Raw genomic sequence first — 25,280 nt, forward strand, 5'->3', positions numbered from 1 at the left:
CTCCTTAACTTAATTAAAAAACAGGCAAAAAGACTATTTACAAATTGTTGGCAAAGCCGACTGCACTGATACGTCAGAAGTACATTTCCAGCTGGTTGCACCACTTGCTACCTGAGGCGTCAGCCATAAATGTTTACCTCCGTCGACTTTATCATTAAAAGTGATCTGAATCATCCCAACGCTACCAGAGGCTAATACTTCAACGCTTGATACAGCCTGCCCAACAATCGCCGTACTACTTGCCAAACCAGCTGAAGCATTACTTGTTGGCCAAATATTGTTAGCTGAATAATATTCTGCAACAGCCGTTTTGGCTGTACTCGCCAAAGTCATGGCTTCAGAAACATAAGCCCGCTTTACATAGAGCTGGTACGCCGGGATCGCAATCGCAGCCAGAATACCGATAATCGCGACCACGATCATCAGTTCAATCAAGGTAAATCCACTTTGCCGTTGCATACACTCTCCCCTGCCAGCCGTGCAATAACTGCATGAACCATGCCAGTTATTGTGCACGCATTATGCGGGGAGATTTCTGACACATGTCACCTGAATTTCGTCACGATGTGACAAATTTTGTCAGTCCGGTATGGCGTTACCACTGTGATAGCATCGCGCCAACAGTATGAAGGAAAAATCATCATGAGCAACCAAGCGTGGTTGAGCAGAAGTTTCAATGCCGTCTGGCATCCTTGCACACAGATGAAGCGGCACGAAGCCTTGCCGATTATTCCGATTGCCCGCGCCGATGGCATCTGGCTGACGGATTTTGACGGCAAACGCTATCTGGACGGGGTGAGTTCATGGTGGGTCAACCTGTTTGGCCACAATCAGCCGCGCATCAAGGCGGCGATCAAGGCGCAACTGGATGAGCTGGAACATGTCATTCTGGCGGGATTTACCCATCGGAGCGTGGTTGAATTATCAGAGCGGCTGGCAGCGTTGACCGGGTTGGGGCACGCTTTTTATGGTTCGGATGGCGCCAGCGCCACCGAGATTGCACTGAAGATGAGCTTCCATTACTGGAAGAATCTTGGTCAGCCGGAAAAATGCCGCTTCATCAGCCCGGAAAACAGTTATCACGGCGAAACCGTGGGCGCCTTGGCGGTGACCGATGTACCGCTGTTTTCCAATACCTATGCGCCGCTGGTGAAACCGGGTATCCGGGTACCAACTCCGGATGCAAGGTTGGCCGAAAACGGTGAACGCGCTGCCGATGTGGCACGACGAGCGGCACGCTCGCTGGAAAACGTGTTGGCAAAACAAGGTAGCCAGATTGCCGCTGTCATTGTCGAGCCGCTGGTGCAGGGTGCCGCGGGAATGGCGATGTATGATGCCAGTTATCTGACCGAACTGCGCCGTCTGTGCGACCAGTACCAGGTGCATCTGATCGCTGACGAAATTGCCATGGGCTTTGGTCGTACCGGCACGTTGTTTGCCTGCGAACAGGCTGGTATCCGGCCGGATTTTCTTTGTTTGTCCAAGGGCATTACCGGTGGTTATCTGCCGCTGTCTTGCGTCCTGACCACCGACACGGTGTATCGCGCCTTCTATGATGATGATGTGACGCGTGGTTTCCTGCATTCACACAGTTATACTGGCAATGCGCTGGCCTGCCGGGCGGCGCTGGAAGTGCTGGCAATCTTTGAAGACGAACAGGTCATCGCCGTCAACAAAGAAAAAGCGACCAGTTTTGAGCGTTATCTGGCGCCGATTCGTGCCCGTGCCGATGTGCGTCACTTTCGCCACCTCGGCATGATCTGGGCCTTTGATGTCGTATCGGCCCGCAGCGACTTTGCGACCGCGTTTTTTGCGGCCATGGTAAAGCGTGGTGCGCTGTTACGGCCGATTGGCAAAACGGTCTACTTCATGCCGCCCTACTGCATCAGCGAGACCGAAATGGCATGGCTGTGCGCGGCGACACAAGAAGCGCTGGATGAGTTAAATCAAGCAAACAGCAGGTTTGCCACAGAAAACCTGCCCTTGCCGTGAAGGACTGCTTGCCCAAGCGCCGAAGATTCACATAGCATAAACAGATTATCTCCGACTGCACTTCCTCGCCCACCACGCTGAGCATCCGGCGGCAGGGAGGGCCCAAACTGGATATGGCCTGAACTGGATATGGACCCGAAACGCCTCGATACCCAACCCGAAAGCATGGCCCGCTGGTTGGATGCCCTCCCCTACAGCAATCTGGAAGAATGCGGCCGCCAGCTACTGGACGGGCTGCGGCTATTGGGCCATACCCCGATGGACGCCAGTGCGCGCCACAAATTGCTCAAGCTCTACCTTGGCGCGCTGGATCGTTACTTTCCGGCACTGGAAACCGAAATTCTGCAGGATGATGTCGCCAGTTCAGCGCGTAGCCGACAGCTTGCCATGGTAGCCGTGGCGCTGTTTGCCAGCGTGTTCAGCACCTTTAAGCAGACGTTGGCCGAACGACTGAGCAAGCGCTCCCTGCTGGATCGCGAACAGCCCAAGATCGAGCTGCTGCTGTACAGCATGATGTCAGCCCGGCAACTGGCCAATCTCAGCATGCGCTGCTATTGCCCGTTGCCGCAGGGCTTTTGGCATGATTGCCACCAGCTGTTCCGCCCGGCGGTGGAGCGCGGCTGGCATGAGCGCCAGCTGGACAATGACGACTCGCTGCGGGTGATTTACCAGCAGATACTGCTGCTGGGCATCACCTCGACCAATAGCCTGTCGCAACAGGAAATGACCGTCGCCCGCCAGCTGATCATGGATTGGGCTGTGCACGCCCAGTTGCAGCCGGTGGAAACATTGGACACCACCCGACTCGGATATCTGGTGGATACCTCACGCGACGAACCTCCACGCTTTTTGCCGATCAATGCCAGCCAGCTTGGGGCCGGTTGTTACTGGTTCAATCTGGAAGGCGCGCTGGCATTAGTCAAACGGCGCATCGAGCAACTGCTGACCGCGCAAAACAGCAACGCCGCCGCCCAGCTTTACGACGAGCTGGCCTTGCTGCGCGGGTTGGCCGAAGAATGGCAGCAACCCAAACGCTTACGCCATCAGCGGATGTCCATGCGCGAGGTATTGGAATTGACGGCTACCGTGCCGAATATCTGGTATCTGGCCAACGGCCATAGCTGGATCACCGCCGCCGAAGGCAACAACAAGGAAGAAGGTGACGAGCCGCCGCCAGCGCCGGTCGCCTTGCGCACCCCACCTCCGCCCAGCCTGTTTCTGGTCGTCAACCAGAGCGCCCAAGGGTTACGCCTGCGCGGACAGCCGCGTGGCCAACTGCTGCGCGCCGGGGAAGTCATTTTGTTGTCACCGCCGGGCAAACCGGCGGCCAGCCAGCTTTGCCTGATCCGCTGGGTCTCGCTGTTACCGGACGGCATGGAGGTGGAATGCGGCGTCGAAGTCATCGGCAAGTTGCCCGAACCGGTGCGTATTCTGCCAACCATCACCCATCCGGAAGACCAGTATCAGTATGCGTTGTGCCTGCAGGCGATCAGCCCGCTGCATCGCCCGCCCATGCTGCTCACCCAAGGACGGCAGTTCAGCCGACTGCGCGAATTGCGTCTGCAAGACCGCAATGGTGAGATCCTGATCCGCTGCACCCGGCTGGATACCCAGACCCCGCATGTCCAGCTGATGGAGTACCGCGACAGCGACAACTTCTGATGCGACGCCAGATCAGGCCGGTTTTTCAGGTAAACTGGCCGGTCTATTTCAACACCGTGTTTTGAGGTCTGTCATGCGTTCAGTGATTCATGCCGCCAACCGCATCGTGGTCAAGGTGGGTTCCAGTCTGGTTACCAATGATGGTAAAGGACTCGATCTGTCGGCACTGGAGCGCTGGGCGGCGGAGATTGCCGACCTGAAACGACGTGGCAAACAAGTGGTACTGGTGTCGAGCGGCGCCATTGCCGAAGGCTGTCAGCGGCTGGGCTGGGCCAGTCGGCCCAAGGGCGTGCACGAGTTGCAAGCCGCCGCCGCGGTCGGGCAAATGGGGCTGTGTCAGGCGTATGAGACGGCCTTTCGCGGTTTTGGCCTGAAAACGGCTCAGGTCTTGCTTACGCATGAAGATCTGGCCGACCGCACCCGTTACCTCAATGCCCGCAGCACCATCACCACCCTGCTCAATCTCAACGTGGTACCGATCATCAACGAGAACGACACGGTGGTCACCAACGAGATTCGCTTTGGCGATAACGATACGCTGGGCGCGCTGGTCACCAACCTGATCGAAGCCGATGCGCTGGTCATCCTCACCGACCAGCAAGGGCTGTTTAGCGCCGACCCGCGCAAGCATCCGGATGCCCGCTTTATCCACGAAGCCGAGGCGACACGCAACTGGAAGACATGGTAAGCGGTGCCGCTCCAGCGTGGGGACCGGCGGCATGATCACCAAGATTCTGGCCGCCAAGCGCGCCGCCCGCAGCGGCGCAGCAACGGTGATTGCCTGTGGCCGTGAGCACGACGTGCTGTCGCGTCTGGCCGATGGCGAGGCGATTGGCACCCAGTTATTGCCGCCGACCAACCGCATGCATGCGCGCAAACAGTGGTTGGCCGATCACCTGCAACTGAAAGGTAGCGTAGTCGTAGATCAGGGCGCCGCGCTGGCGGTGCGGGAAAAGGGCACCAGCTTGCTGCCGATCGGCGTGGTGGCTGTCGAAGGCGACTTCTTGCGCGGCGAAGTGATTGCCTGTGTCGATGAAGACGGCAATGAAGTGGCGCGTGGGCTGGTCAATTACAGCTCGGATGAGGCACGCCAGATCATGCGCAAGGCCACGCGCGAGATTGCCGGTGTACTGGGTTACACCGTGGAGCCAGAGCTGATCCACCGCGACAACATGGTCACCCTGTCCTGAGCCGCGCCGGTTAGCGGCTTACCTGCGTTACCTACCGAGGAAACGACGGCATGAAATCACTCGTTGTGGCAACCTGGCTGGCATTGGTCGGCATGAGCGCACAGGCCGAGCCGGTGTTGCGACTGTTCAACTGGAATAACGAGATTGCACCCGCGACCCTGCAGCGGTTTGAGCAGCACTGCCACTGCAAGGTGGTGGAAGATTATTACGGCGACAACGAAGAAATGCTGGACAAGCTGGCGGGCGGCAGCAACGGTTATGATCTGGTCGTGCCTACCAGTTATGCGCTGCAGGCATTGATCCGCCAGCATCAACTGCACCCCTTGGACAAAGCTGCCCTGCCCAACTTCAAGAACCTGCATCCGGACTATCTACAACAAAACCGCCCGTTTGATCCGGGCAACCGTTATGGGGCGCCGCTACTGGCGAGCCTCACCGTGCTGGGATATAACCGCGACAAGATGCGGCAACTGGCCATCCCCACCAACAGCTGGGCGGCGGTATTCGAGCCGCGCTACCTGAGCCGGATCAAGGGCAAGGTGGCGGTGCTGGATTCACCGCGCGACGTGCTCGGCTCCCGCGCTGCTGTATCTGGGCAAAGACCCCAACTCGACTCGTCAGGCCGATTGGCAAGCCGCCGCCGACGTCATCCGCAAGGCCAAGCCCTATTGGGGCAGCTTCAACAACCAGACCTACACCAAGGCGCTGGCCGCTGGCGATGTCTGGCTGGTACTGGGCTATTCCAACGATCTTTATCAGGTCATGAATGACGGCAACGCCGCGAAGCGCCCGTTCCAGATTGGCTACAGCGTGCAAAAGGAAGGCAATGTGCTGGGGCTGGATAATCTGGCGATCTTGCAAGGCAGCCGTCAGCCGGAACTGGCGCAGCAGTTCATCAACTTCATGCTGGATGGGCGCAACGCCGCCGATGTCTCCAACCTGATCGGCTCGATCAACCCCAACCGGGCGGCCACGCCGTTTTTCAGCACGACAGCCCGGCATGATCCGACCATCATGATGCCCCCCGGCCAGCAGAAGCGCATTCTGCTCAAAGGGCAGACGGCGGCACAGCGTCAGCAGCTGGAGCAACTCTGGCACGACATCAAGCTGGGGCACTGAGCGCTCGCATCAAGCCGGGCAGACAAACCGACCGATGTTTCGGCCAACCTGACGGCCATCACTTTCCATCCTTTGCCGCAACAAAAAGGCCACCCGCAGGTGGCCTGTTTTATTTCTGCCGCTACGCTTCAGACAGTGTGATCGTTAACGTCTGCGGCATGGGACTGCTGCTGGCGCCGTGCCAGTGCCCGGGCAATCACATAGGCCATCATCGCGCACAGGAAAAACATCAGCATGATCAGCGCGATGGAACGCAGCGCTTCGGTCAGCGTATTGAAGATTTCCAGTAGCCAGCGCGCGCCGGTCAATTCCATCGCTCCGCTGCCCTTGCCCGGTGCTTAGGCGGCAGGTATTTTTCCAGTTCCCACTGGCGTACCCCGCCCGACAGGCGACGAAAATGGCAAAGTAAATGTATTTGCGCCACGCTTCGGTCAGATCCGGACCCAGCGTCTTTTGCAATATCTTGTTGACGGCTACATCAAAAAAACGCGCCGCCGCCAACGAGGTGGCCAAGGCCACGATCACGGTTGCACCAAACAGTGCAAAAAACATACGCTTCCCCTTGCATTACCCGACGTTAGTGGTAATGACAATTGTACGCCGGTTAGGCCGGGCGTGGGCAATGTCCCCGGTGCCGCCGCGCTTTCCGGCTTGGGTACGGAACCGAATGAATCAACCGGCCAATTGGCCAAAGCGCCAGAGCAGGCGGTTGGCCTCGGGCGTGGGGCGCAGCTGTTGTTGCAGCGCGGACGGGTCCAGCCCTTCCTGCGACAGTTTTTCGGCCAACCTTTGCAGGTAGCTGCCCATGACCGTGTCGTTGAATTCCGGGTGAAACTGCACGCCCCGGGCGGAGCCGCAGCGGAAGGCGTGATTCGGTTCGAAACTGTTCTCCGCCAGCCGCACTGCGCCGGGCGGCAAGGCCAGTACCGATTGCCAGTGAATTACGGCGGCCGGAAATTGCGCTGGCAAGGCACCAAGCAGCTGATCGTCCTGCGCGGCAGGCAGGCGTTGCACCGTCACCACGCCCACTTCCGGCCCCTGCGGGTGATAGCTCACCTCGCCGCCCAGAGCATGGGCCAGCAGCTGGTGGCCGTAACAAATGCCCAGCAACGGCACCTCGGCGGCGTGTGCACAACGCAACCAGTCTGCCGTCGCTTCACTCCACGCCGCCCGTTCGCTCACCATGGCGGCCGAGCCGGTAATGATGGCGGCGGCGACCTCTGCCACCGCAGGCAGTTCGGCGCCGTGCTGCACATCCACCACCTGCCAGTCGGCGGCTGTGTCGCCCAGTTCGCGGGCGATCCAGTCTTCGAACAGGCCATATTCGGCCGCAACATCCGCCACCGGCACGCCGGTTTTGATGATGAGCTTGTACTTCATGCCTTACTCCTTCAGCGGCAGGCCAAAGTGCGTGTATGCCAGCGCCGTAGCGAGACGGCCGCGCGGCGTACGCTGCAGATAGCCTTGCTGGATCAGATACGGTTCGATCACGTCCTCGATGGTATCGGTGGATTCGCCAATGGCCGCCGCCACGTTATCCAGCCCCACCGGTCCACCGGAGAACTTTTCCGGGATCGCAGCAAGCAATTTGCGGTCCATTACGTCCAGCCCGGCCGGATCGACATCCAGCATGGCCAGCGCGGCATCGGCGATGGCGGACGTGACGGTGCCATCGGCACGGACCTCGGCATAGTCGCGCACGCGGCGCAGCAAGCGGTTGGCGATACGCGGCGTGCCACGACTACGCCGTGCCACTTCGAAAGCACCATCGTCGGCCAAGGTGACATTCAGCAACCCGGCCGAACGGCTGACGATGCGCGTCAATTCTTCCGCCGTGTAAAACTCCAGCCGCGCGACAATGCCAAAGCGGTCGCGCAACGGGTTGGTCAGCATGCTTAAGCACGGGTGGTGGCACCCACCAGCGTAAACGGCGGCAGGTCGATCTTGACCGAGCGCGCCGCCGGGCCTTCGCCGATCATGATGTCGATCTGGTAATCCTCCAGCGCCGGGTAGAGGATTTCCTCCACTACTGGCGACAGGCGGTGAATCTCGTCGATGAACAGCACATCATGCGGTTCCAGATTGGTCAGCAGCGCGGCCAGATCACCGGCGCGTTCCAGCACCGGGCCGGAGGTCTGGCGCAGGTTGACGCCCATCTCGCGCGCGATGATGTGCGCCAGCGTGGTCTTGCCCAGCCCCGGCGGGCCAAACAGTAGCACGTGGTCGAGCGCCTCGCCGCGCTTCTTGGCTGCTTCGATGAAGATTTCCAGCTGTTCGCGCGCCTTTTTCTGGCCGACGTATTCATCCAGCGCCTTCGGGCGCAGCGCGCGCTCCAGCGCCTCTTCCTGTGCCGACAGGCTTTGCTGGGTAACCATGCGGCGCTCCGGCGCCGCGCCAATCAGGTTGTCGGTTTCAATCATGCTCAGCACTCACGGCAGTTAACAGGGACGGCGGGACTATCACACACTTCATCATAAAGATCGCAACCATACGGGAGGGATGGGGCATTTTATCGTGGCGGCCTGCGCCGTGGGGAGCGACGACTGCCCCAACACAGTGCCGCCGCAGCGTTGGACTATACCCGTTTGCACCGCAACAAGGTTGGCCGAAACCGGCCAGTCGGGCCTACAATAGCCACTGGCTTTACGCCAACGTACGTCTTCAGGGCGGGGTGCAACTCCCCACCGGCGGTAGGGTTCCTGACGGAACCAAGCCCGCGAGCGCTTGCCAAAGCAGCGGCAAGGTCAGCAGATTTGGTGCGGAGCAACGCTCCCATGCCAAAGCCGACGGTTATAGTCCGGATGAAAGAAGATGACGACATCGCCATGCCGCCACGGCATGGCCTGCTGTCTTTGCTGCACGCCTGTCGTGCCGGTGGCCTTGCCACGGCCGTTTCACGCCCTGGAACGTGTTTCTCATGCTTTTGACTGAGGACCGTTTCCAATGAACGCTCATACTGACATTCTTGCCCAACGTATCGATGCCGCCCTTGCCGCCCTGCGTCAGGGTCACCCGGTGGTGGTGCAGGACGATCACGACCGCGAAAACGAAGCCGACCTGATTCTGGCGGCTGACACACTCACCCAGCCGGAAATGGCGCGCATGATCCGCGACGGCAGCGGCATCGTCTGCCTGTGCCTGACGCCGGAGCACGCGGCCCGGCTGGAACTCACCCCGATGGTGGCGCACAACACCAGCCAGTACGGCACAGCGTTTACCGTCACCATCGAAGCGCGCCACGGTGTCACCACCGGGGTTTCCGCCGCCGACCGCGTCACCACCATCCGTGCGGCCATCGCTCCCGGGGCGCAAGCTCAGGATCTCTCCCGGCCCGGCCATGTGTTTCCGCTCATCGCCCGTGCCGGTGGCGTACTGGAGCGGCGCGGCCACACCGAATCGTCGGTTGATCTCGCCCGTCTGGCCGGGCTCTCCCCCGCCGGGGTGTTGTGCGAACTGATGAACCCGGACGGCAGCATGATGCGTGGCCAGCAAGTGGCCGATTACGCCGCCCGCCATCAGCTCCCCATGCTGACGGTGGCGGAACTGGCACAATGGCGTCAGCGTACAGAAGGTCAGCCGCACACCAGCCACGGCTGAGCGTGATCACGACAGCGGCACAAGTTCCCGGTCAAATTACCCATTATGGGTAATAATGGTTTTGACAGCGCACAGGCCCCGATCGGCCCGCCACAACGGTTACACCACTTTTCGGCCAACCTTAAACCGTACAAGGTTGGCCGAAAAGCACTCGCCTCCGGGTTTGTCGGCATAGCTCGTTGTTAAGCGCATCCAGTATGCTCGAGGCTAAACGCACTACCCCGGAACTTGCACATGCTTCGCTGCTCCTCTTCTGCGCCTTCGCTCACTACACTCGCTGCCAACTACCAGCCGGTGGACTATGACGCACTGAGCCCGGCCGAGCAGCGTGACATTTTGCAGTTGCAGCAATCCATTCTGGAATCCGTCGTGCAGGAGCACGATCACCGCAAGGTGATCGAAAGCGTCTGCTTACTGGAAGAGCAACTACTGCCCAATGCCGTCGCCACCGTCATGCTGCTGGATCATCGCCGCGAGCTGAATGTCTATGCGGCGCCCAGTGTTCCAGCGGACAAGGCCGCGCAACTGAACGGCCTCAAACCCGGCCCCCACGCTTACCATGCGGTAACGCCGTGTACCGCGAGGAACCGGTGTTTGTCAGCAATACGCTGGAAGACCCGCGCTGGCACGACTTGCGCCATGTTGCCGTCAACTTTGGCCTGATGTCGTGCTGGTCGATGCCGATCCGCAGCGGCTTAAGAACCAGATCATTGGCACCTTTGCCCTGTCCAGTTTCGTCTCGCGTTCGCCCAGCGGCTTTCACCGCAAGATTCTGGAAATTGGCGCCTCCATCATCGGCATTGCACTGGAACAACGCCGTCAGGCCAGAACGCTGAACCTGCTCGACAAGGTGTTCGAGAGCAGCAATCAGGGCATCCTGATCACTGACGGCAAGTGCTCGCATCTTGTCGGTCAACCCGGCGTTCAGCCAGATCACCGGCTACAGCGCGGAAGAATCGATCGGCCAGCGCCCCAGCCTGCTGTCCTCCGGCCGTCATGCCCCGGCGTTCTACCGCGAGATGTGGCAAACCCTGCGTCGTCAGGGCTACTGGCAAGGCGAAGTGTGGAACCGGCGCAAGAATGGTGAGGTGTTTCCGGAATGGCTGAGCATTTCCTGCGTGCGCGAAGGCAAAGAAATCACCCATTACGTCGGCTTTTTCTTTGATATCAGCGAGCAGAAGGCGGCCGAACAGCGCCTGCAGTTTCTCGCCTATCACGATCCGCTGACCGAACTGCCCAACCGGCTGTTGCTGCAGGAACGGCTCACCCTCGCCTCACGTCAGGCGCGCTTAAGCAAGCGCCACCGCGCGGCGCTATTGTTTATCGACCTTGATCACTTCAAGAACATCAACGATTCGATGGGGCAAGGCATTGGCGATGCGTTGCTGCAGGCAGTGGCCACGCGGCTGGACCGGCAACTGAACAACGCCAACACGCTGGCGCGCTATGGCGCCGACGAATTCCTCATCGTCATGCCGGAAATTGCCGACCCGGAACAGCACAGTTGGCCGAACAGATTCTGGACGACTTTGTCGCCCCGTTCCTGATCAGCGGCCACGAACTGCTTACCACGCCATCACTCGGCATCGCGGTATTTCCGGACGATGGCGAAGACTACGACACGCTGCTGAAAAAAGCCCAATCTGCCACCTTCTATGCCAAACAGGCCGGGCGCAACACCTACCGCTTCTACACCGAAGCGATGAACAACAACGCGGCCGAGCACCTGCGCATTTACAACGGCCTGCGCCACGCGCTGGCGCGCCAGCAATTTGTGCTGCATTACCAGCCACAGGTTGACCTGAGCAACGGCCGCATCATCGGCGCCGAGGCGCTGGTGCGCTGGAACCACCCGGACAAGGGGCTGATTCCACCGGCCAGCTTCATTCCGGTGGCGGAAGAAAGCGGCGTCATCGTCCAGCTGGGGGAATGGGTATTGCGCGAAGCCTGCCGTCAGGCCGCGCAGTGGCAACAGCAAGGGCTGCCGCCCCTAGTGATGGCGGTCAACCTGTCGGGCGTGGAGTTCAAACGCGGCAATCTGGAGCAGAGCGTGGAACAGGCGTTGGCCGACTCCGGCCTGCCGCCGCCGCAGCTGGAACTGGAATTGACCGAATCCATCCTGATTCAGGATACCGCCAACGTGCTGGCCACGGTGAAGCGGCTCAAATCACAGGGCATCAAGCTGTCGATCGACGATTTTGGCACCGGTTATTCCAGCCTGGCTTATCTGACGCGGCTGGCGGTGGACAAGCTGAAAATCGACCAGTCGTTTGTGCGCCATCTGGTGCAGGAACCGGAAAATGGCCCGATCGTGCGCGCGGTGATCCAGATGGCCCACAGCCTGAATCTGATTGCCATTGCCGAAGGCGTGGAAGACAGCCACGCGCGCGACTTCCTGCTGGAGCACGGCTGCGACGAGGCGCAGGGCTATTTTTACAGCCGCCCGCTGCCCGCCGACGATTTTGCCGCGCTGCTGGCGCAGCAAGGCTGACCCGGCGGCCTTCACCGCCCGGCGTTATCCCTTCATCAGCCCCTTGAGCGCCAGCCGCACGCCTTCGCTTACCGTCACATCCGCCGGTAGCCCCTTGGTCGCGGCGGCCGCTTCCTTGTCGTTGTAACCCAGCGCCAGCAGCGCGTTGACGATGTCGCTCTTTTCATCCGGCGTGGCGACAAATGGCAGGCCACCCGGCGTGGTGACGGCACCGGCGGTTGCCAATTTGCCGCGCAGTTCCAGCACCAGCCGCTCGGCGGTTTTCTTGCCAATGCCGGGCACGCTGGACAGGCGCTTGATGTCTTCGCCCGCCACGGCCAATGCCAGCTCGTCCGCCGTCATGCCAGACAAAATGGCCAGCGCGATCTTGGCGCCAATGCCGCTGACCTTGATCAACTGGCGAAAGGTCTGGCGCTCTTCCTTGCTGGCAAAGCCAAACAGCAGATGCGCGTCCTCGCGCACCACCAGATGGGTAAACAGCGTGGTGCTTTGCCCCAGCGGCGGCAGCTGATAGAAGGTGGTCATCGGCACGTCCACTTCGTAGCCGACGCCGCCTACATCCACCACTACTCGCGGTGGCAATTTTTCAATCAACGTGCCGGTCAGGCGTCCAATCATGATGAGTTCCTGCAAAAGGTTGGCCGAAACCGACAGGCGGCGGCCACGGTAACAATTAGCCGATGAGCAGGCTTCGGCCATCAGCAGCGGGTTGAGGTTGGCGGCGACAATGGTGGCGACGATGCCCGGCACCAGCTGCGCCGGTTGTGCCGCATGACGCCACAACACCGACAAGGCACGCAGCGACAACGGCAGCGTCAGCAAGGCCAGCAGGCAGGTGACGGGCAGTGCCCGCAAAGCGACCGCCAGCAGCACGCTGCCGTAGGCCAGCACCAGCCACAGCACATAACCGTAACGCGCCGTCTGCGGTGCCAGCCGCGCCACCCAGTGGTGCTTGCTTACTAGCCGGTCGGCGTTGCGATCGGGGAACTGGTTGATATACAGCAGGGCGCAGGTCAGCCAGCCATACGGCCGGGCGGCCCACAGCAAGGCACTGCTCGGGCGGCTTAGCCAGCAGGGTCTGCATGCCCAGCGGCACCAGCCAGAAGCATAGCGCCACGGTCAACTCGCCCCAGCCGCGACTGTTGAGTTTGCAGGGCGCAACCGAATACGCCCAGCCGAGCATCACGCTAAACAAAGCCGATGGCCAGCAACCACGGCCCGGCCAGCGTCACCAGCCACAGCCCGCCGACCACCACCACGGCCATCAGGCCATAGCCCAGCCGCCGCATTTCTGCGCGACTGAGTACGCCGTTCTGAATGAAACGGCTGCCACCGGTAAAGGGAAAACAACGCTCGCTGTTGGCCGCATCACAGCCACTCACATCATCGGCCACATCATTGATGACATTGACGGCGGCATGGGCCAGCAACACCAGCAACAGGCCCAACACGGCTTTCGGCCAACCTTGCAGCCATTCGGCGGGCTGGCAGGCAGCGATGCCGAGCAAAGCGCCCATCAGGGTGACACTCAGGAAAGCCGTTCGGGTGGCCAGCCACCAGCGCGCCGAGGCGGCCAAGTGCTGGGGCAAGGGTTCATTCAGCGAGGAAGGGACAGGACTCATGCGTCATTCCGGTTAGGGGTCACGCCGCATGATAACGTGAAATGCCATCGGGCTCAGAAACGCCAGCCGCCATGCGCGCCGACCACGCCGCCCACCACGGCCAGCAGTGAGATCAACAGCAGCAGCACGTGCAGGCGCTGCAACAGCCGCATCGTCGCCACCGGCTGCCGGGCCGCGCGCTGGCGCAACAGGCGATGAATCAGCAACGGCTCCAGCACGAACAGCATCAGGAAAAACACCGACCACGCCAGCAACATGGCGTGCAGCCACCGGTATTGGTCAGCCGCCCCCAGCTGTGCGTGGTGTAGAGCATGTACAGCCCGCTGGCACCGGCCAGCAGCACCCAGAAACGCGCCTGCGCACCAAAGCGGTGTTCGATGTCTTCAAACACCTCGTATTGCTGCTCAGGGGCAAAACGGCGCCGCACGGCCGGAATCAACACCGTGGTGACAAACGCCACCCCGCCAATCCAGCCCAACACCGCCAGCACATGCAAGGCACGGGCGATCGCGTAATCGTTCCACATCATGCTCTCCTGCGATAACCGTTGTTATACCAGCCGCCCGCCTTTGACCTTGAGTCCGCGCATGGCCAGACGGTTAAGCCGCGCCACCGCTGTAATTGGCATGCGCCAGCGCCACGGCCAGCGCGTCGGCGGCATCGGACTGCGGCGTGCCGGACAAATTGAGCATCTTCACCACCATGTACTGCACTTGCTCCTTGGGCGCCTTGCCATGCCCCACCACCGACTGTTTCACCTGTAAGGCGGTGTAATCCGCCACCGCCAGCTGCTTGATCACCAGCGCCGAGACACAAGCGCCGCGCGCCCTGGCCCAGCATCAGCGTCGCCGCCGGATTGACGTTGACAAACACCTGCTCGATGGCGGCTTCCTGTGGCTGATAGGTGTCGATGACATCAAACAGCCCCTGCACGATCACGCCGATGCGTTCGGCCAACGTGGCGCCCTGCGGCGTGCGGATACAGCCCGAGGCAACGTAATGCCGTTGCTGGCCGACGATGTCGATCACGCCAAAGCCGGTAATACGGCTACCCGGATCAATGCCCAGTATGCGGCGGCTCATGCTTACTCCAGTGGCGGGCAATGGCATCGGCTTCGGCCAACCTGTCCACCGTGCCGACATCCAGCCACAAGCCGGAATGATGCTCGCCGGTCACCTGCCCGTGCGCCATGGCCTGCCGCAGCAGCGGCGCCAGCTTAGGCTGCCCGGCGGGCGTGTGACAGAACAGGGCCGGATGGTAGGCGGCGATGCCGGAAAAGGTCAGGCCCGGCCGCTGGCCGGTTCGGCACTCACCAGTCCATCCGGCAACAAGCCAAAATCGCCGTGCGGATGATGCGGCGGGTTATCCACCAGCAGCAGGTGCGCCAGCTAAACACACGCCATCCAGCTGCCCAGCCGCCTGCGCCAACGCGGCAAACGCCACATCGGTCAGCACGTCGCCATTGACCACGACAAAAGGCTCATCGCCCAACAGCGGCAACGCGGTGGCAATGCCGCCCGCAGTTTCCAGCGCGCTCGCTTCGCGCGAATAAGCAATCGACACCCCAAACGCCGGCCATCGCCCAGCGCGGCCTCGATCTGCTCGCCCAGCCGGGCGTGGTTGATCACCAGCGCGCCAAAGCCTTCGGCCAACCTCTGGATATGCCAGCAGATCAACGGCTGCCCGCCCACCGGCAACAGCGGCTTGGGGGTGTGATCGGTCAACGGCCGCATGCGCTCGCCGCGCCCGGCGGCCAGTATCATGGCTTTCATCGCGCGGCCTTAACCCAGACGGGTGGAACTGAACACGGATTCGATGCTGTCATCGTCCGCGTCCCGCCCGGCCAGTTGCACGATCAGCTGATACAGCGGTGCCAGCTCGCCATAACGGCGCGTGGTTTTCTTCAGGTATTTGATGAAACGCGGAATCTCGCCGCGGTATTTTTCCTTGCCGTCGCGGTGAAAGAGGCGCGAGAAGATGCTTACCACCTTGAGGTGGCGCTGCACGCCCATCCATTCGAAGTCGCGGTAGAACGCATCGATGTCGGCTTAGCACCGGCAAACCGGCGGCGCGCGCCTTTTCCCAGTAACGCACCACGATGTCGAGCACAAACTCCTCATCCCATTCGATGAAGGCATCGCGCAGCAACGACACCAGATCGTAGCTGATCGGCCCGTACACGGCGTCCTGAAAATCCAGTACGCCCGGCTTAGCCAGACGTCAGCATCAGGTTGCGCACGATGAAATCGCGGTGCACGTACACCTTGGGTTGCGCCAGCAGCGACGGCAGCAAGGCTTTGACACCCGCCTCCCACAACTGACGCTGGGCAAAGTTGAGCGGTGTGCCCAGTTCCTTGGCGGCATACCATTCCGGAAACAGATTCAGCTCGCGTGTCAGCAATGCCTCGTCATACTCCGGCAACACGCCGGGCTGACTGGCCTTCTGCAGCTCGATCAGCGTATCCACCGCCTCCAGCAACAGGTGCTGGTGCACCAGCGGCCGCTCGTCGTGCTGTAGCGCGGCAAGAAACGTCACCTTGCCCAGATCTTCCAGCAGCATGAAGCCCTGCTCCCGGTCACGCTCCGGGATTTGCGGCACGTTGACCATGGCAAACACCTCACGCACCTGCACGTAAGGATCGGTATTCATTTTTTCCGGGGGGGCATCCATCACGATGCGGCTACTACCATCCGGAAAGGTGGCGCGAAAGTAACGGCGGAAGTCGGCATCGGCGGCGGCAAACTCCACCTGAATGTCGGTATCGGGGTACAGGCTGGAGAGCCAAAGCTTGAGAAGTTCGAGTCGCTGCATGTCGGTTCGTTGCGGTACTGATAGAATTGTGCGATTTTATACCGCCGAATTGCACCCACGATATGGTTTTGTGCATGCCCCGAATCAGACCGACCCCACTGGCGCTGGCCCCGCCACCGCTTTTTCCATCTCATCCGCTCTGGCCGATGACAATCTGCCCATCATTGCGCTGCCCACGCTTAAGCGCCCACTGCCGGGCAGACACAAGTCACCGCCGACCACATGGACGGGCAGGTCAACATCGAACTGAAAGCCCGCGGCAATGTGGTGGTCACCCGTGACGACCAGCGACTGGAAGCCGACTGGCTGGACTACTACCAGGACAAGAACCGCGCCCGGGCTGGCGATCATTTCCGCCTGACGCGCGAGCGCGATGTCATCACCGGCACCACGCTCGATTACAACCTGGCCGACTACACCGGACAGGGCGAGAAGCCGGTGTTCGAAATGCACCAAACGCCCAAGGAACGCCCCGCCTACCTGCCCGCCGCCGACAAAACGCCGGTGACCACGGTCCACGGTGACGGCGAGCAGGTGGAGTTTCAGGGCAAGAATCTGTATCGGCTGTACCGCAGCCGGGTCAACACCTGCGAAGTGGGTGACGACTCGTGGTATATCCGCTCCTCCACGCTTGATCTGGACTACAACCGCCAGATCGGCGTGGCGCGCAATGCGCGGCTGGAATTCCGTGGCGTACCGATCATGTACACGCCCGGGTGGATTTCCCGCTGGACGGGCGACGCAAGTCGGGCCTACTCTCGCCGGTATTCAAGAGCGGTAGCAATGGCGGCGAGCTGGCCATTTCCTATTACTGGAATCTGGCGCCCAACTACGATGCCACCATCACGCCGCACTACAACTCCCGGCACGGCACCATGCTGGGAGCCGAGTTCCGCTATCTGGAACCGGACTACAGCGGCAAGATCTTCACCGAACAGCTACCGCACGACAGCACAACCGGCGGCTCGCGCTATGCCCGGAATGCCACGCACCGCCAAACCCCGGCGCCGGGCCTGACCTTCGGTTACGACTACAACTACGTCTCCGACGACAACTACTTCAAGGACTTCGGCGACCGTCTGGCGATCGCCTCCAACGTCAACCTCGACCGCGAAGCCTGGCTCAATTACGGCTTTGGCTGGGACGGCGGCAATGCCACCGCGGGCTTGCGCATGCAGCGCTACCAGACTCTGCAAGACCCGACCACACCGACCATACCGCCGTATGCCCGTCTGCCACAGCTGACGTTTGCCGCAAACCAGAGCTTGCCGGACGGTTTTTCGGCAAACCTGCAAACCGAACTGACGCGCTTTTCGCACCCGACCCTGCAAAACGGCGACCGCTTTGTCGCCTATCCGAGCGTCACCTGGTCATTCGATCGCAGCTGGGGCTTCATCCGCCCGAAAGTCGGCGTGCATTACACCCAATACCAGCTTGATAACTTTGGCGAAGTACAGGGGAAGAACCTGTCGCGTACCCTGCCGATTTTCAGCACCGATTCCGGCCTGTACTTCGAACGCGACACCTCGTTCCTCGGCCAGGATCATGTGCAGACACTGGAACCGCGGCTGTACTACGTCAACATTCCGCGTCAGGACCAGAACCAGCTGCCCAACTTCGATAGCGCCGAAAACGATTTCAACTTCGGCCAGCTGTTCAACGAAAACCGCTTCTCTGGCTCCGACCGCATCAATGGCGCCAACCAGCTGACCGCCGCCGTCACCACCCGTTTCCTCAACACCGAAAACGGCCCGGAACGCCTGCGCCTGATGGTTGGGCAGCGCTACTACTTCGACAAAAACGATATCACCCTGAGCGGTTCGCAAGTAACGCGCCAGCAAAGCAGCTCCGACCTGCTCACCAGCATCGGTGGTGACCTGACCCAGAGCATGCGTCTGGAAGGCCTGTATCAGTACAACCAGGAATTGAGCAAGACCGAGCGCTATAACATGCGCTTCAATTACAGCCCGGATGCTTAAGCAAGGTCGTCAGCCTGCGCTACCGCTATGGCCGCTATGAACAGATCGGCGGCACCACTCAGTATGGGCCGTTACGCCGGGCGGACTTGGGCGTACAGTGGCCCATCGCCCGTCGCTGGTATGCGCTGGCACGGCAGAACTACTCGCTGATCGACCGCAAACCGCTTGAGCAACTGGCAGGGGTGGAGTACAACGACGGCTGCTGGGTACTGCGCGTCGTCGGCCAACGTTATGTCACCGACTTCACCAACACCAAAAACGCCATCTTCCTACAGTTGGAGCTTAATGGCCTGGGCGGATTGGGCAACAACCCGATCGACACCCTGCGGCTGGCCATACCGGGCTACAGCAAGATCAACGACCTTCAACCATGACCATGAAAAAGACCCTACTCGCCTTACTGGTTGCAACGGCCATGCAGTCGGCCCGGCTGCCACCTCTCCGACCCCGGTGCGCGCCGTTGATCGTATCGTCGCCGTAGTCAACAAAAACGTCATCACCCAGTATGACCTACAGCGCCGCATGGACGATGCCACCAAACAGCTGGTTGCGCAAAAAGTCACCCCGCTTACCCGACGTGCTGGCGAAGCAGGTGCTGGAACAGATGATCACCGAGGAAGTCCAGCTGCAATATGCCAACAACAGCGGCATCCGCATCGAAGACAACGATGTGGAGCAAGCCATTGCCAATCTGGCACAGCAAAACAAGCTCAGCGTTGCCGCCTTGCAGGCACGACTGGCCAAGGAAGGGGTGCCGCTGGCACGCTTCAAGGACGAAATCCGCCGTGAACTGACGCTGTCGCGTCTGAAAAACAACGAAATCGGCGCCAAGGTCAATGTCACTGACACCGAAGTCGAGCAGGTGCTGAAGAGCGCACAAACCAGCAATCGTTCGGAATACCGGCTGGCCAACCTGCTGGTCAGCGTGCCGGAACGGGCCGACGCCAAACAGATCGAAACCCCGGCGCGCAAGGCAGAAAAAGCCCAGTGCCGAGCTGAAAGCCGGTCAGCCGTTTGGCAAAGTGGCCGCCAGCTATTCCGACGCGCCCAACGCCCTCAAGGGCGGCGAACTGGGCTGGCGCTCCGCCACCTCGCTGCCGCCGGAATTCGTCGGCCTGCTCGATTCGCTCAAAATCGGCCAGAACACCGGCGTGATCCGCAGCCAGCAAGGCTTTTTCATTTTCCAGCTGCTGGATAAGCGTGCCTTGGCGGCGGGCCGGTTATGGTTGAGCAATACCATGTGCGCCATATCCTGATCCGTACCAACGAAGCGGTATCGGAAAGCGATGCCAAGGCCCGTCTGCTGCAAATCCGCGACCGCCTGCAACGCGGCGCCAAGTTTGCCGATCTGGCCAAGCTCTATTCCGAAGACGGCAGCAATGCCAAGGGTGGCGATCTGGGCTGGCTGAGCCAGTGGCGACACCGTACCGGAATTTGAAAAGGCCATGCTGGCGCTGCAACCGGGCAGCGTATCCGAACCGGTGCGTTCGCCGTTTGGCTGGCACCTGATTTTGCTGGAAGGCAAGCGGACCCGGGACGTCTCCGGCGACCGCGAACGCCAGCTGATCAAGCAGCAAATCCGCGCACGCAAGATCGAACAAGCCTATACCGACTGGGTACGCCAGCAACGTGACTCGGCCTTCGTCGAAGAACGATTGAACGACGAATGAGTCCTCAGCGCCCGCCCGTACTGGCCATCACCGTAAGCGAACCCGCCTTAGGCATCGGACCGGTACTCAGGTTGGCCGAAAGCGGCAGCCGCGCGCGCTGCGTGGTGATTGCCGACAAAACGCTGCTACAGGCCCGTGCACAGCAACTGGGCTGGCGCGGCCAGTTGTGCGACTACCAGCCCGGCCAGCCGCCTACCGCCAACACGCTGGAAGTCTGGCATGTACCGCTGGCCGCCAGCGTGCAGGCTGGCATCCTCAATCCGGCCAATGGCCGCTACGTGATCAACACGCTGGATGTCGCCATCGACGGCTGCCTGCGCGGCGAGTTTGACGCCATGGTCACCGCGCCGGTGCACAAGGGAGTCATCAACGACGCCGGCATGCCGTTTACCGGCCATACCGAGTATCTGGCCGAACGCACCCATACCCCGCTGGTGGTAATGATGCTGGCTAAGCGGTGGCATGCGCGTGGCGCTGGCCACCACCCACCTGCCGCTGCGCGCCGTGCCCGACGCCATCACCATCGACAGCCTGACGCGCGTGATCCGTATCCTGCAGGCCGACCTGATCGGCAAGTTCGGCATCGCCCGGCCACGTATTCTGGTGGCCGGTCTCAACCCGCATGCCGGTGAGAGCGGCCACATGGGGCGCGAGGAAATCGATGTCATCGAACCGGTACTGGCCGCCCTACGGGCCGAAGGTATGGATCTGGTCGGCCCGCTACCGGCTGACACCCTGTTCAACCCGGACAAACTGGCCCAGTGCGATGCCGTGCTGGCGATGTACCACGACCAGGGCTTGCCGGTGCTGAAACATGCCAGCTTCGGTGCTTACGGCATCAACATCACACTGGGGCTGCCCATCATCCGTACCTCGGTCGATCACGGCACCGCGCTTGATCTGGCCGGTAGCGGTCGCGCCGATCCGGGTAGCCTGTTTGAAGCGGTAAAGTTGGCCGAAACACTGGCGACCAACCGGCAGACAACGGCTCAAGCCTGAACCGGCGAGCCAGCGGCCAGTCGCGCCGCCCCGCCGGTTTACTCCCGCCCAACCGGGCAGTTGCATCCCACAGCCTTCACCCTATTGACGATGTGATTTTCCGCGCCGCCACAATTCAGCTAAAATTCAGCCAATTACCCAGACTTACAGCATAACGGACAATGACCACCACCCATCAGCGCCTGCGGGAAATACCCTATAACTACACCTCGTACTCGGACCGCGAGATCTTCATCCGCCTGTTGGGCGAGCCCATGTGGCAACTGCTGGAAGAATTGCGCGCCGAGCGCAAAACCGGTCGCTCCGCCCGCATGTTGTTCGAGGTGCTGGGCGATATCTGGGTAGTGGACCGCAACCCGTATCTGGTGGATGACCTGCTGGACAACCCCAAGCGCCTGTCCGCGCTGGTGGAGGCGATGCGCCACCGCCTGAACGAAGTAGAGAAACGGCGTGAAGGCAACGAAAAAGTCGGGCTGATGATCGTTGCTGCGCACCAGGCCGTCGATCGTTTCGAACAGCAGTTTGCTGAAACCCGAGCCCTGCGCGCCGCCATTCTGAAAAAACTGTCGCGCTTCACGCGCAAGGACAACATCCTGTTTGACGGTCTGGCGCGGGTCTCGCACGTTACCGACGCTACCGACTGGCGTGTGGAATATCCGTTTGTGGTGTTGAGCCCGGATACCGAAGAAGAAATAGCCCCGCTCGTCAAGGCCTGTATCGAACTGGGTCTCACCATCATCCCGCGCGGTGGTGGCACCGGTTACACCGGCGGTGCGGTACCGCTGGACCGCATGTCGGCAGTCATCAATACGGAAAAACTCAACCTGCACAACGGCGTCGAATACGTTGACCTGCCGGGACTGGAAGGCAAACAGGCCACCATTCAGTGCGGCGCCGGGGTGGTTACCGCGCGCGTGGCCGAAGCGGCCAGCGCCGCCGGGCTGGTCTTTGCCGTCGACCCGACTTCGGCCGAAGCCTCCTGCATCGGCGGTAACGTGGCCATGAACGCTACGGCAAAAAGCCGTACTGTGGGGCACCACGCTGGATAACCTTGCCAGCTGGAAGATGGTGGACCCCGATGGCAACTGGATGTTCATCGAACGCCTGTACCACAACTACGGCAAGATTCACGATGTGGAAACCGTCACCTTCCGCATCACCCGGCTGCAGGAAGACGGCAAAACGCTGATCTCGCAAGAAGAACTGGTCGTGCCGGCGCCGCCTTCCGCAAGGTGGGCCTGGGTAAAGACGTCACCGACAAGTTCCTCGCCGGTTTGCCGGGGGTGCAAAAAGAAGGCACCGACGGCATCATCACCAGCGCGCGCTTCGTGTTGCACCGCATGCCCAAACACACCCGTACCGTGTGTCTGGAATTTTTCGGTACGGTGGCGCAGGCCACACCGGCCATTGTCGAAATCACCGACTACTTCAAACCGGAAGGCGCCAACCTCAAATCCGGCGTACAGCTCGCCGGGCTGGAACACCTCGACTGGCGCTATGTCCGCGCCGTGGGCTACGCCACCAAGGCCAAGTCCAAGGGCTTACCAAGATGGTTCTGCTGGCCGATATCGTTTCCGACGATGAAAACGCCGTCGCCGAAGCGGCCAGCCAGATCGTCCGCTTTGCCAATGCCCGGACCGGTGAAGGCTTCATTGCCGTTACCCCGGAAGCGCGCAAGAAATTCTGGCTGGATCGCAGCCGCACCGCCGCCATCGCCCGCCATACCAATGCCTTCAAGATCAACGAAGACGTGGTGATCCCGCTGCACCGGCTGGGTGATTACTCTGACGGCATCGAGCGCATCAACATCGAATTGTCGATGCAGAACAAGCTCAAGCTGGTGGATACGTTGGCCGAATTCTTCCGCGGCCACCTGCCGATGGACAGCGAGAACACCGCCCTGTCCGCCGACGAGCTGATTGGCGAACGCCGCGAAGGTGCACTGGAACTGCTGGCCGAAGTAAAAGAACGCTGGCAGTGGATGCTGGACAATCTGGATGCGCCGTTTGCCGACTACCGCACACGCTATCCGCACGCCCCGCTGGATAACCCGGACGCCCAGCCGGAAACCCTGTTCAAGGCTCAACGCGACTTCCAGTTGCGCGTCAGCTGGAAACGCGAGCTGCTGGAACCGCTGGAAAACATGTTTGCCAGCAACAATGACATTCCGCTGCTGGCGGCGGTGCGCAAGATCCAGCAAAAGGTACTGCGTGGCCGGGTGTTCGTCGCCCTGCACATGCACGCCGGTGACGGCAACGTGCATACCAACATTCCGGTCAACTCCGACGACTACGACATGCTGCAAACCGCGCACAAGGCGGTGGCACGCATCATGGCGCTGGCGCGCAACCTCAACGGCGTGATCTCCGGCGAGCACGGCATTGGTATCACCAAGCTGGAGTTCCTGTCGGAAGAAGAAATCGGCCCGTTCCGCGCCTACAAACAGCGCGTAGACCCCAACGGCCACTTCAACCGCGGCAAACTGCTGCCCGGCGCCGACCTGACCATGGCGTACACGCCTTCGTTCGAGCTGCTGGGCGCCGAATCGCTGATTCTGGAGCAGTCAGACATCGGCACCATCTCCAACATGGTGAAAGACTGTCTGCGCTGCGGCAAGTGCAAACCGGTGTGTTCCACCCACGTGCCGCGCGCCAACCTGCTGTACAGCCCGCGCAACAAGATTCTCGGCGTTGGCCTGCTGACCGAGGCCTTCCTCTACGAAGAACAAACCCGTCGTGGCGTTAGCCTCAAACACTTTGAGGAACTGTCCGATGTGGCCGACCACTGCACGGTCTGCCACCGTTGCGTGAAGCCTTGCCCGGTCAAAATCGACTTTGGCGATGTCTCCGTGGCCATGCGCAACTTCCTGCGCAAAACCGGCAACAAGTCGTTCAACCCCGGCACCGCCATCGGCATGGCATTCCTCACCGCCAAGGACCCGGCCACCATCAAGGCCATGCGTACCGGGCTGGTCGGCATCGCCTACAAGGCCCAGCGACTGGGCAACAACCGGGCAAGAAACTTGGGCTGATCGGCAATCAGACCAAACAGCCGCCGTCCACGGTAGGCAAGGCGCCGATCAAGGAACAGGTGATTCACTTCATCAACAAACCGATGCCCGGCGGCCTGCCCAAGAAAACGGCGCGGGCGCTGCTGGACGTGGAAGACGACACCATCATCCCGGTGATCCGCAACCCGCAGGTGGCAGAAGATGCGGAAGCCGTGTTCTACTTCCCCGGTTGCGGCTCGGAACGGCTGTTCAGCCAGGTCGGCCTCGCCACTCAAGCGATGTTGTGGCATGTTGGCGCACAAACCGTCCTGCCGCCGGGCTACCTGTGCTGCGGCTATCCGCAAACGGCATCCGGCTATCAGGACAAAGGCGATGCCATCACCACGGAAAACCGGGTGCTGTTCCACCGCCCTGGCGACCACGCTCAACTACCTCGACATCAAAACCGTGGTAGTGAGTTGCGGTACCTGCTACGACCAGTTGGCCAAATACCACTTCGACGAGATTTTCCCGGGCAGCCGTGTGATCGATATCCACGAATACCTGATGGAAAAGGGTCTGAAACTGGACGGCCTCAGCGGCCAAAAATACATGTATCACGACCCATGCCACACGCCGATCAAGCTGTATCAGCCGCTACAGGTGGCCAACAGCTTGCTGGGGGGTGGCGTTATCCAGAATGACCGCTGCTGTGGCGAATCCGGCACCTTTGCCGCCGCCCGCCCGGACATTGCCACGCAGGTGCGCTCACGCAAGGAAGAGGAAATCAACAAGGATCTGGCCAAGCTCACCGGCGGTGAGCCGCAAGCCAAACCGGTCAAGATCCTTACCTCCTGCCCATCCTGCCTGCAAGGTCTATCGCGTTACAGCCCGGATACGGCCACCGAAGCCGACTACATCGTGGTGGAAATGGCCAAGCACCTTCTGGGTGACAACTGGATGAAGGATTACGTGGAGAAAGCGCGCAACGGCGGCATCGAGCGCGTGCTGCTGTAATCGAAAAACCACTTGCCGCCATACACGTTGGCCGAACGCCCCTCTCCGGGTATTCGGCCAACTTTTTATCTTCATCCCCACCGTACCGGCTAACGCGGTAAGGCCACAATGAGTGCGTCTCCCACCGTAACCCGCGGGCC

The 25,280-nt window shown here is 60.9% G+C and carries 19 protein-coding genes, 10 pseudogenes and 1 riboswitch; of the genes and pseudogenes, 18 read left to right on the forward strand and 11 right to left on the reverse strand.

What is annotated here, in order from left to right; genetic code table 11:
* Positions 1 to 33 precede the first annotated feature (33 nt).
* Complete coding sequence (locus GKE73_RS07585; protein WP_280954824.1) at positions 34 to 459, reverse strand: pilin; 426 nt, start codon at positions 457 to 459, stop codon at positions 34 to 36.
* 183 nt (positions 460 to 642) lie between these two features.
* Between GKE73_RS07585 and bioA the strand changes: the two genes are divergently transcribed.
* The 4 genes and pseudogenes from bioA to GKE73_RS22925 all read left to right on the forward strand — a co-directional run bounded on the left by bioA (position 643) and on the right by GKE73_RS22925 (position 5,963).
* Positions 643 to 1,992, forward strand: coding sequence for an adenosylmethionine--8-amino-7-oxononanoate transaminase (bioA, locus tag GKE73_RS07595; RefSeq protein WP_230369620.1), 1,350 nt, complete (start codon positions 643 to 645; stop codon positions 1,990 to 1,992).
* A gap of 129 nt (positions 1,993 to 2,121) precedes the next feature.
* Entirely contained in the window at positions 2,122 to 3,654 is a 1,533-nt protein-coding gene (locus tag GKE73_RS07600) for a cyclic-di-GMP receptor FimW-related protein (RefSeq protein WP_230369621.1), read from the forward strand.
* Positions 3,655 to 3,727: 73 nt separating this feature from the next.
* Positions 3,728 to 4,844: pseudogene (gene proB, locus GKE73_RS07605) on the forward strand (glutamate 5-kinase).
* A gap of 591 nt (positions 4,845 to 5,435) precedes the next feature.
* On the forward strand, positions 5,436 to 5,963 hold the full coding sequence (locus GKE73_RS22925; protein ID WP_280955144.1) for an extracellular solute-binding protein: 528 nt from the start codon (positions 5,436 to 5,438) through the stop codon (positions 5,961 to 5,963).
* 128 nt (positions 5,964 to 6,091) lie between these two features.
* Here the strand turns inward: GKE73_RS22925 and GKE73_RS07615 are convergent, their stop codons facing one another.
* The 3 genes and pseudogenes from GKE73_RS07615 to ruvB form a co-directional block, all read right to left on the reverse strand.
* Positions 6,092 to 6,277 carry a hypothetical protein gene (locus GKE73_RS07615; RefSeq protein ID WP_230369622.1) on the reverse strand — a complete coding sequence of 62 codons (186 nt, stop codon included), beginning with the start codon at positions 6,275 to 6,277 and terminating at the stop codon, positions 6,092 to 6,094.
* A gap of 358 nt (positions 6,278 to 6,635) precedes the next feature.
* Positions 6,636 to 7,343: a glutamine amidotransferase gene (locus GKE73_RS07620; protein WP_230369623.1), complete on the reverse strand. Its 708-nt coding sequence runs from the start codon at positions 7,341 to 7,343 to the stop codon at positions 6,636 to 6,638.
* 3 nt (positions 7,344 to 7,346) lie between these two features.
* Positions 7,347 to 8,383 (reverse strand): annotated as a pseudogene (gene ruvB, locus GKE73_RS07625) (Holliday junction branch migration DNA helicase RuvB).
* A 233-nt stretch (positions 8,384 to 8,616) separates the two neighbouring features.
* Positions 8,617 to 8,780, forward strand: a riboswitch (FMN riboswitch).
* 126 nt (positions 8,781 to 8,906) lie between these two features.
* Between ruvB and ribB the strand changes: the two are divergent.
* From ribB to GKE73_RS25480, 5 genes and pseudogenes are all read left to right on the forward strand, one after another.
* Positions 8,907 to 9,560, forward strand: coding sequence for a 3,4-dihydroxy-2-butanone-4-phosphate synthase (gene ribB, locus GKE73_RS07630; protein WP_230369624.1), 654 nt, complete (start codon positions 8,907 to 8,909; stop codon positions 9,558 to 9,560).
* Between the two features lie 234 nt (positions 9,561 to 9,794).
* The gene (locus GKE73_RS07635; RefSeq protein ID WP_230369625.1) at positions 9,795 to 10,223 is read left to right on the forward strand and encodes a hypothetical protein; all 429 of its coding nucleotides are present in this window, start codon (positions 9,795 to 9,797) and stop codon (positions 10,221 to 10,223) included.
* Positions 10,133 to 10,396, forward strand: a complete 264-nt coding sequence (locus tag GKE73_RS25470) for a GAF domain-containing protein (RefSeq protein ID WP_376767297.1) — start codon at positions 10,133 to 10,135, stop codon at positions 10,394 to 10,396. Before GKE73_RS07635 ends, GKE73_RS25470 begins: the two co-directional genes overlap by 91 nt.
* A 69-nt stretch (positions 10,397 to 10,465) precedes the next feature.
* A pseudogene (locus GKE73_RS25475) lies at positions 10,466 to 10,699 on the forward strand (PAS domain-containing protein); the annotation flags it as partial.
* Positions 10,675 to 12,051: pseudogene (locus tag GKE73_RS25480) on the forward strand (putative bifunctional diguanylate cyclase/phosphodiesterase); the annotation flags it as partial. The pseudogenes GKE73_RS25475 and GKE73_RS25480, both read left to right, overlap by 25 nt.
* 24 nt (positions 12,052 to 12,075) lie before the next feature.
* Here the strand turns inward: GKE73_RS25480 and ruvA are convergent.
* From ruvA to amgK, 7 genes and pseudogenes are all read right to left on the reverse strand, one after another.
* Complete coding sequence (ruvA, locus tag GKE73_RS07650; protein ID WP_230371434.1) at positions 12,076 to 12,669, reverse strand: Holliday junction branch migration protein RuvA; 594 nt, start codon at positions 12,667 to 12,669, stop codon at positions 12,076 to 12,078.
* Positions 12,670 to 13,238: 569 nt separating this feature from the next.
* Positions 13,239 to 13,673, reverse strand: a complete 435-nt coding sequence (locus tag GKE73_RS07655; RefSeq protein ID WP_230369626.1) for a UbiA prenyltransferase family protein — start codon at positions 13,671 to 13,673, stop codon at positions 13,239 to 13,241.
* A 53-nt stretch (positions 13,674 to 13,726) separates the two neighbouring features.
* Positions 13,727 to 13,912, reverse strand: coding sequence for a hypothetical protein (locus GKE73_RS07660; protein ID WP_230369627.1), 186 nt, complete (start codon positions 13,910 to 13,912; stop codon positions 13,727 to 13,729).
* Positions 13,900 to 14,199 carry a hypothetical protein gene (locus tag GKE73_RS07665; RefSeq protein WP_230369628.1) on the reverse strand — a complete coding sequence of 100 codons (300 nt, stop codon included), beginning with the start codon at positions 14,197 to 14,199 and terminating at the stop codon, positions 13,900 to 13,902. The genes GKE73_RS07660 and GKE73_RS07665 overlap by 13 nt, the downstream gene beginning before the upstream one ends.
* A gap of 24 nt (positions 14,200 to 14,223) precedes the next feature.
* A pseudogene (gene ruvC, locus GKE73_RS07670) lies at positions 14,224 to 14,756 on the reverse strand (crossover junction endodeoxyribonuclease RuvC).
* Positions 14,731 to 15,446 (reverse strand): annotated as a pseudogene (gene murU / locus GKE73_RS07675) (N-acetylmuramate alpha-1-phosphate uridylyltransferase MurU). Before murU ends, ruvC begins: the two co-directional pseudogenes overlap by 26 nt.
* Positions 15,447 to 15,455: 9 nt before the next feature.
* Positions 15,456 to 16,486 (reverse strand): annotated as a pseudogene (gene amgK, locus GKE73_RS07680) (N-acetylmuramate/N-acetylglucosamine kinase AmgK).
* 222 nt (positions 16,487 to 16,708) lie between these two features.
* Between amgK and GKE73_RS07685 the strand changes: the two are divergent.
* From GKE73_RS07685 to GKE73_RS07720, 9 genes and pseudogenes are all read left to right on the forward strand, one after another.
* Positions 16,709 to 17,503 carry an LptA/OstA family protein gene (locus tag GKE73_RS07685; RefSeq protein ID WP_230369629.1) on the forward strand — a complete coding sequence of 265 codons (795 nt, stop codon included), beginning with the start codon at positions 16,709 to 16,711 and terminating at the stop codon, positions 17,501 to 17,503.
* A complete protein-coding gene (locus GKE73_RS07690) occupies positions 17,500 to 18,465 on the forward strand; it encodes an LPS-assembly protein LptD (protein ID WP_230371435.1) in 966 nt (321 codons plus the stop codon). Before GKE73_RS07685 ends, GKE73_RS07690 begins: the two co-directional genes overlap by 4 nt.
* A gap of 86 nt (positions 18,466 to 18,551) precedes the next feature.
* Positions 18,552 to 18,839: a hypothetical protein gene (locus GKE73_RS07695; protein WP_230369630.1), complete on the forward strand. Its 288-nt coding sequence runs from the start codon at positions 18,552 to 18,554 to the stop codon at positions 18,837 to 18,839.
* Between the two features lie 230 nt (positions 18,840 to 19,069).
* Positions 19,070 to 19,216: pseudogene (locus GKE73_RS07700) on the forward strand (SurA N-terminal domain-containing protein); the annotation flags it as partial.
* A 271-nt stretch (positions 19,217 to 19,487) separates the two neighbouring features.
* On the forward strand, positions 19,488 to 19,721 hold the full coding sequence (locus GKE73_RS07705) for a peptidylprolyl isomerase (RefSeq protein WP_230369631.1): 234 nt from the start codon (positions 19,488 to 19,490) through the stop codon (positions 19,719 to 19,721).
* Positions 19,688 to 19,903 carry a peptidylprolyl isomerase gene (locus GKE73_RS22930; RefSeq protein WP_280954825.1) on the forward strand — a complete coding sequence of 72 codons (216 nt, stop codon included), beginning with the start codon at positions 19,688 to 19,690 and terminating at the stop codon, positions 19,901 to 19,903. Before GKE73_RS07705 ends, GKE73_RS22930 begins: the two co-directional genes overlap by 34 nt.
* A gap of 7 nt (positions 19,904 to 19,910) precedes the next feature.
* Positions 19,911 to 20,135, forward strand: coding sequence for a peptidylprolyl isomerase (locus tag GKE73_RS22935; RefSeq protein ID WP_280954826.1), 225 nt, complete (start codon positions 19,911 to 19,913; stop codon positions 20,133 to 20,135).
* Positions 20,132 to 21,134: pseudogene (gene pdxA / locus GKE73_RS07715) on the forward strand (4-hydroxythreonine-4-phosphate dehydrogenase PdxA). Before GKE73_RS22935 ends, pdxA begins: the two are co-directional and overlap by 4 nt.
* 161 nt (positions 21,135 to 21,295) lie before the next feature.
* A pseudogene (locus GKE73_RS07720) lies at positions 21,296 to 25,140 on the forward strand (DUF3683 domain-containing protein).
* Positions 25,141 to 25,280 lie beyond the last annotated feature (140 nt).

Source organism: Paludibacterium denitrificans (assembly GCF_009707705.1).
GTDB lineage: Bacteria > Pseudomonadota > Gammaproteobacteria > Burkholderiales > Chromobacteriaceae > Paludibacterium_A > Paludibacterium_A denitrificans.

Excerpts from the sequence above, each read along its gene's own strand:
- GKE73_RS22935 (WP_280954826.1), top strand. The coding sequence starts at position 19,911 with ATGCTGGCGCTGCAACCGGGCAGCGTATCCGAACCGGTGCGTTCGCCG.
- GKE73_RS22930 (WP_280954825.1), top strand. The coding sequence starts at position 19,688 with ATGGTTGAGCAATACCATGTGCGCCATATCCTGATCCGTACCAACGAA.
- GKE73_RS07600 (WP_230369621.1), top strand. The coding sequence starts at position 2,122 with ATGGACCCGAAACGCCTCGATACCCAACCCGAAAGCATGGCCCGCTGG.
- bioA (WP_230369620.1), top strand. The coding sequence starts at position 643 with ATGAGCAACCAAGCGTGGTTGAGCAGAAGTTTCAATGCCGTCTGGCAT.
- ruvA (WP_230371434.1), bottom strand. The coding sequence starts at position 12,669 with ATGATTGGACGCCTGACCGGCACGTTGATTGAAAAATTGCCACCGCGA.
- GKE73_RS07585 (WP_280954824.1), bottom strand. The coding sequence starts at position 459 with ATGCAACGGCAAAGTGGATTTACCTTGATTGAACTGATGATCGTGGTC.
- GKE73_RS07635 (WP_230369625.1), top strand. The coding sequence starts at position 9,795 with ATGCTTCGCTGCTCCTCTTCTGCGCCTTCGCTCACTACACTCGCTGCC.
- GKE73_RS07615 (WP_230369622.1), bottom strand. The coding sequence starts at position 6,277 with ATGGAATTGACCGGCGCGCGCTGGCTACTGGAAATCTTCAATACGCTG.
- GKE73_RS07620 (WP_230369623.1), bottom strand. The coding sequence starts at position 7,343 with ATGAAGTACAAGCTCATCATCAAAACCGGCGTGCCGGTGGCGGATGTT.
- ribB (WP_230369624.1), top strand. The coding sequence starts at position 8,907 with ATGAACGCTCATACTGACATTCTTGCCCAACGTATCGATGCCGCCCTT.
- GKE73_RS07655 (WP_230369626.1), bottom strand. The coding sequence starts at position 13,673 with ATGAGTCCTGTCCCTTCCTCGCTGAATGAACCCTTGCCCCAGCACTTG.
- GKE73_RS07665 (WP_230369628.1), bottom strand. The coding sequence starts at position 14,199 with ATGTGGAACGATTACGCGATCGCCCGTGCCTTGCATGTGCTGGCGGTG.
- GKE73_RS07685 (WP_230369629.1), top strand. The coding sequence starts at position 16,709 with ATGGACGGGCAGGTCAACATCGAACTGAAAGCCCGCGGCAATGTGGTG.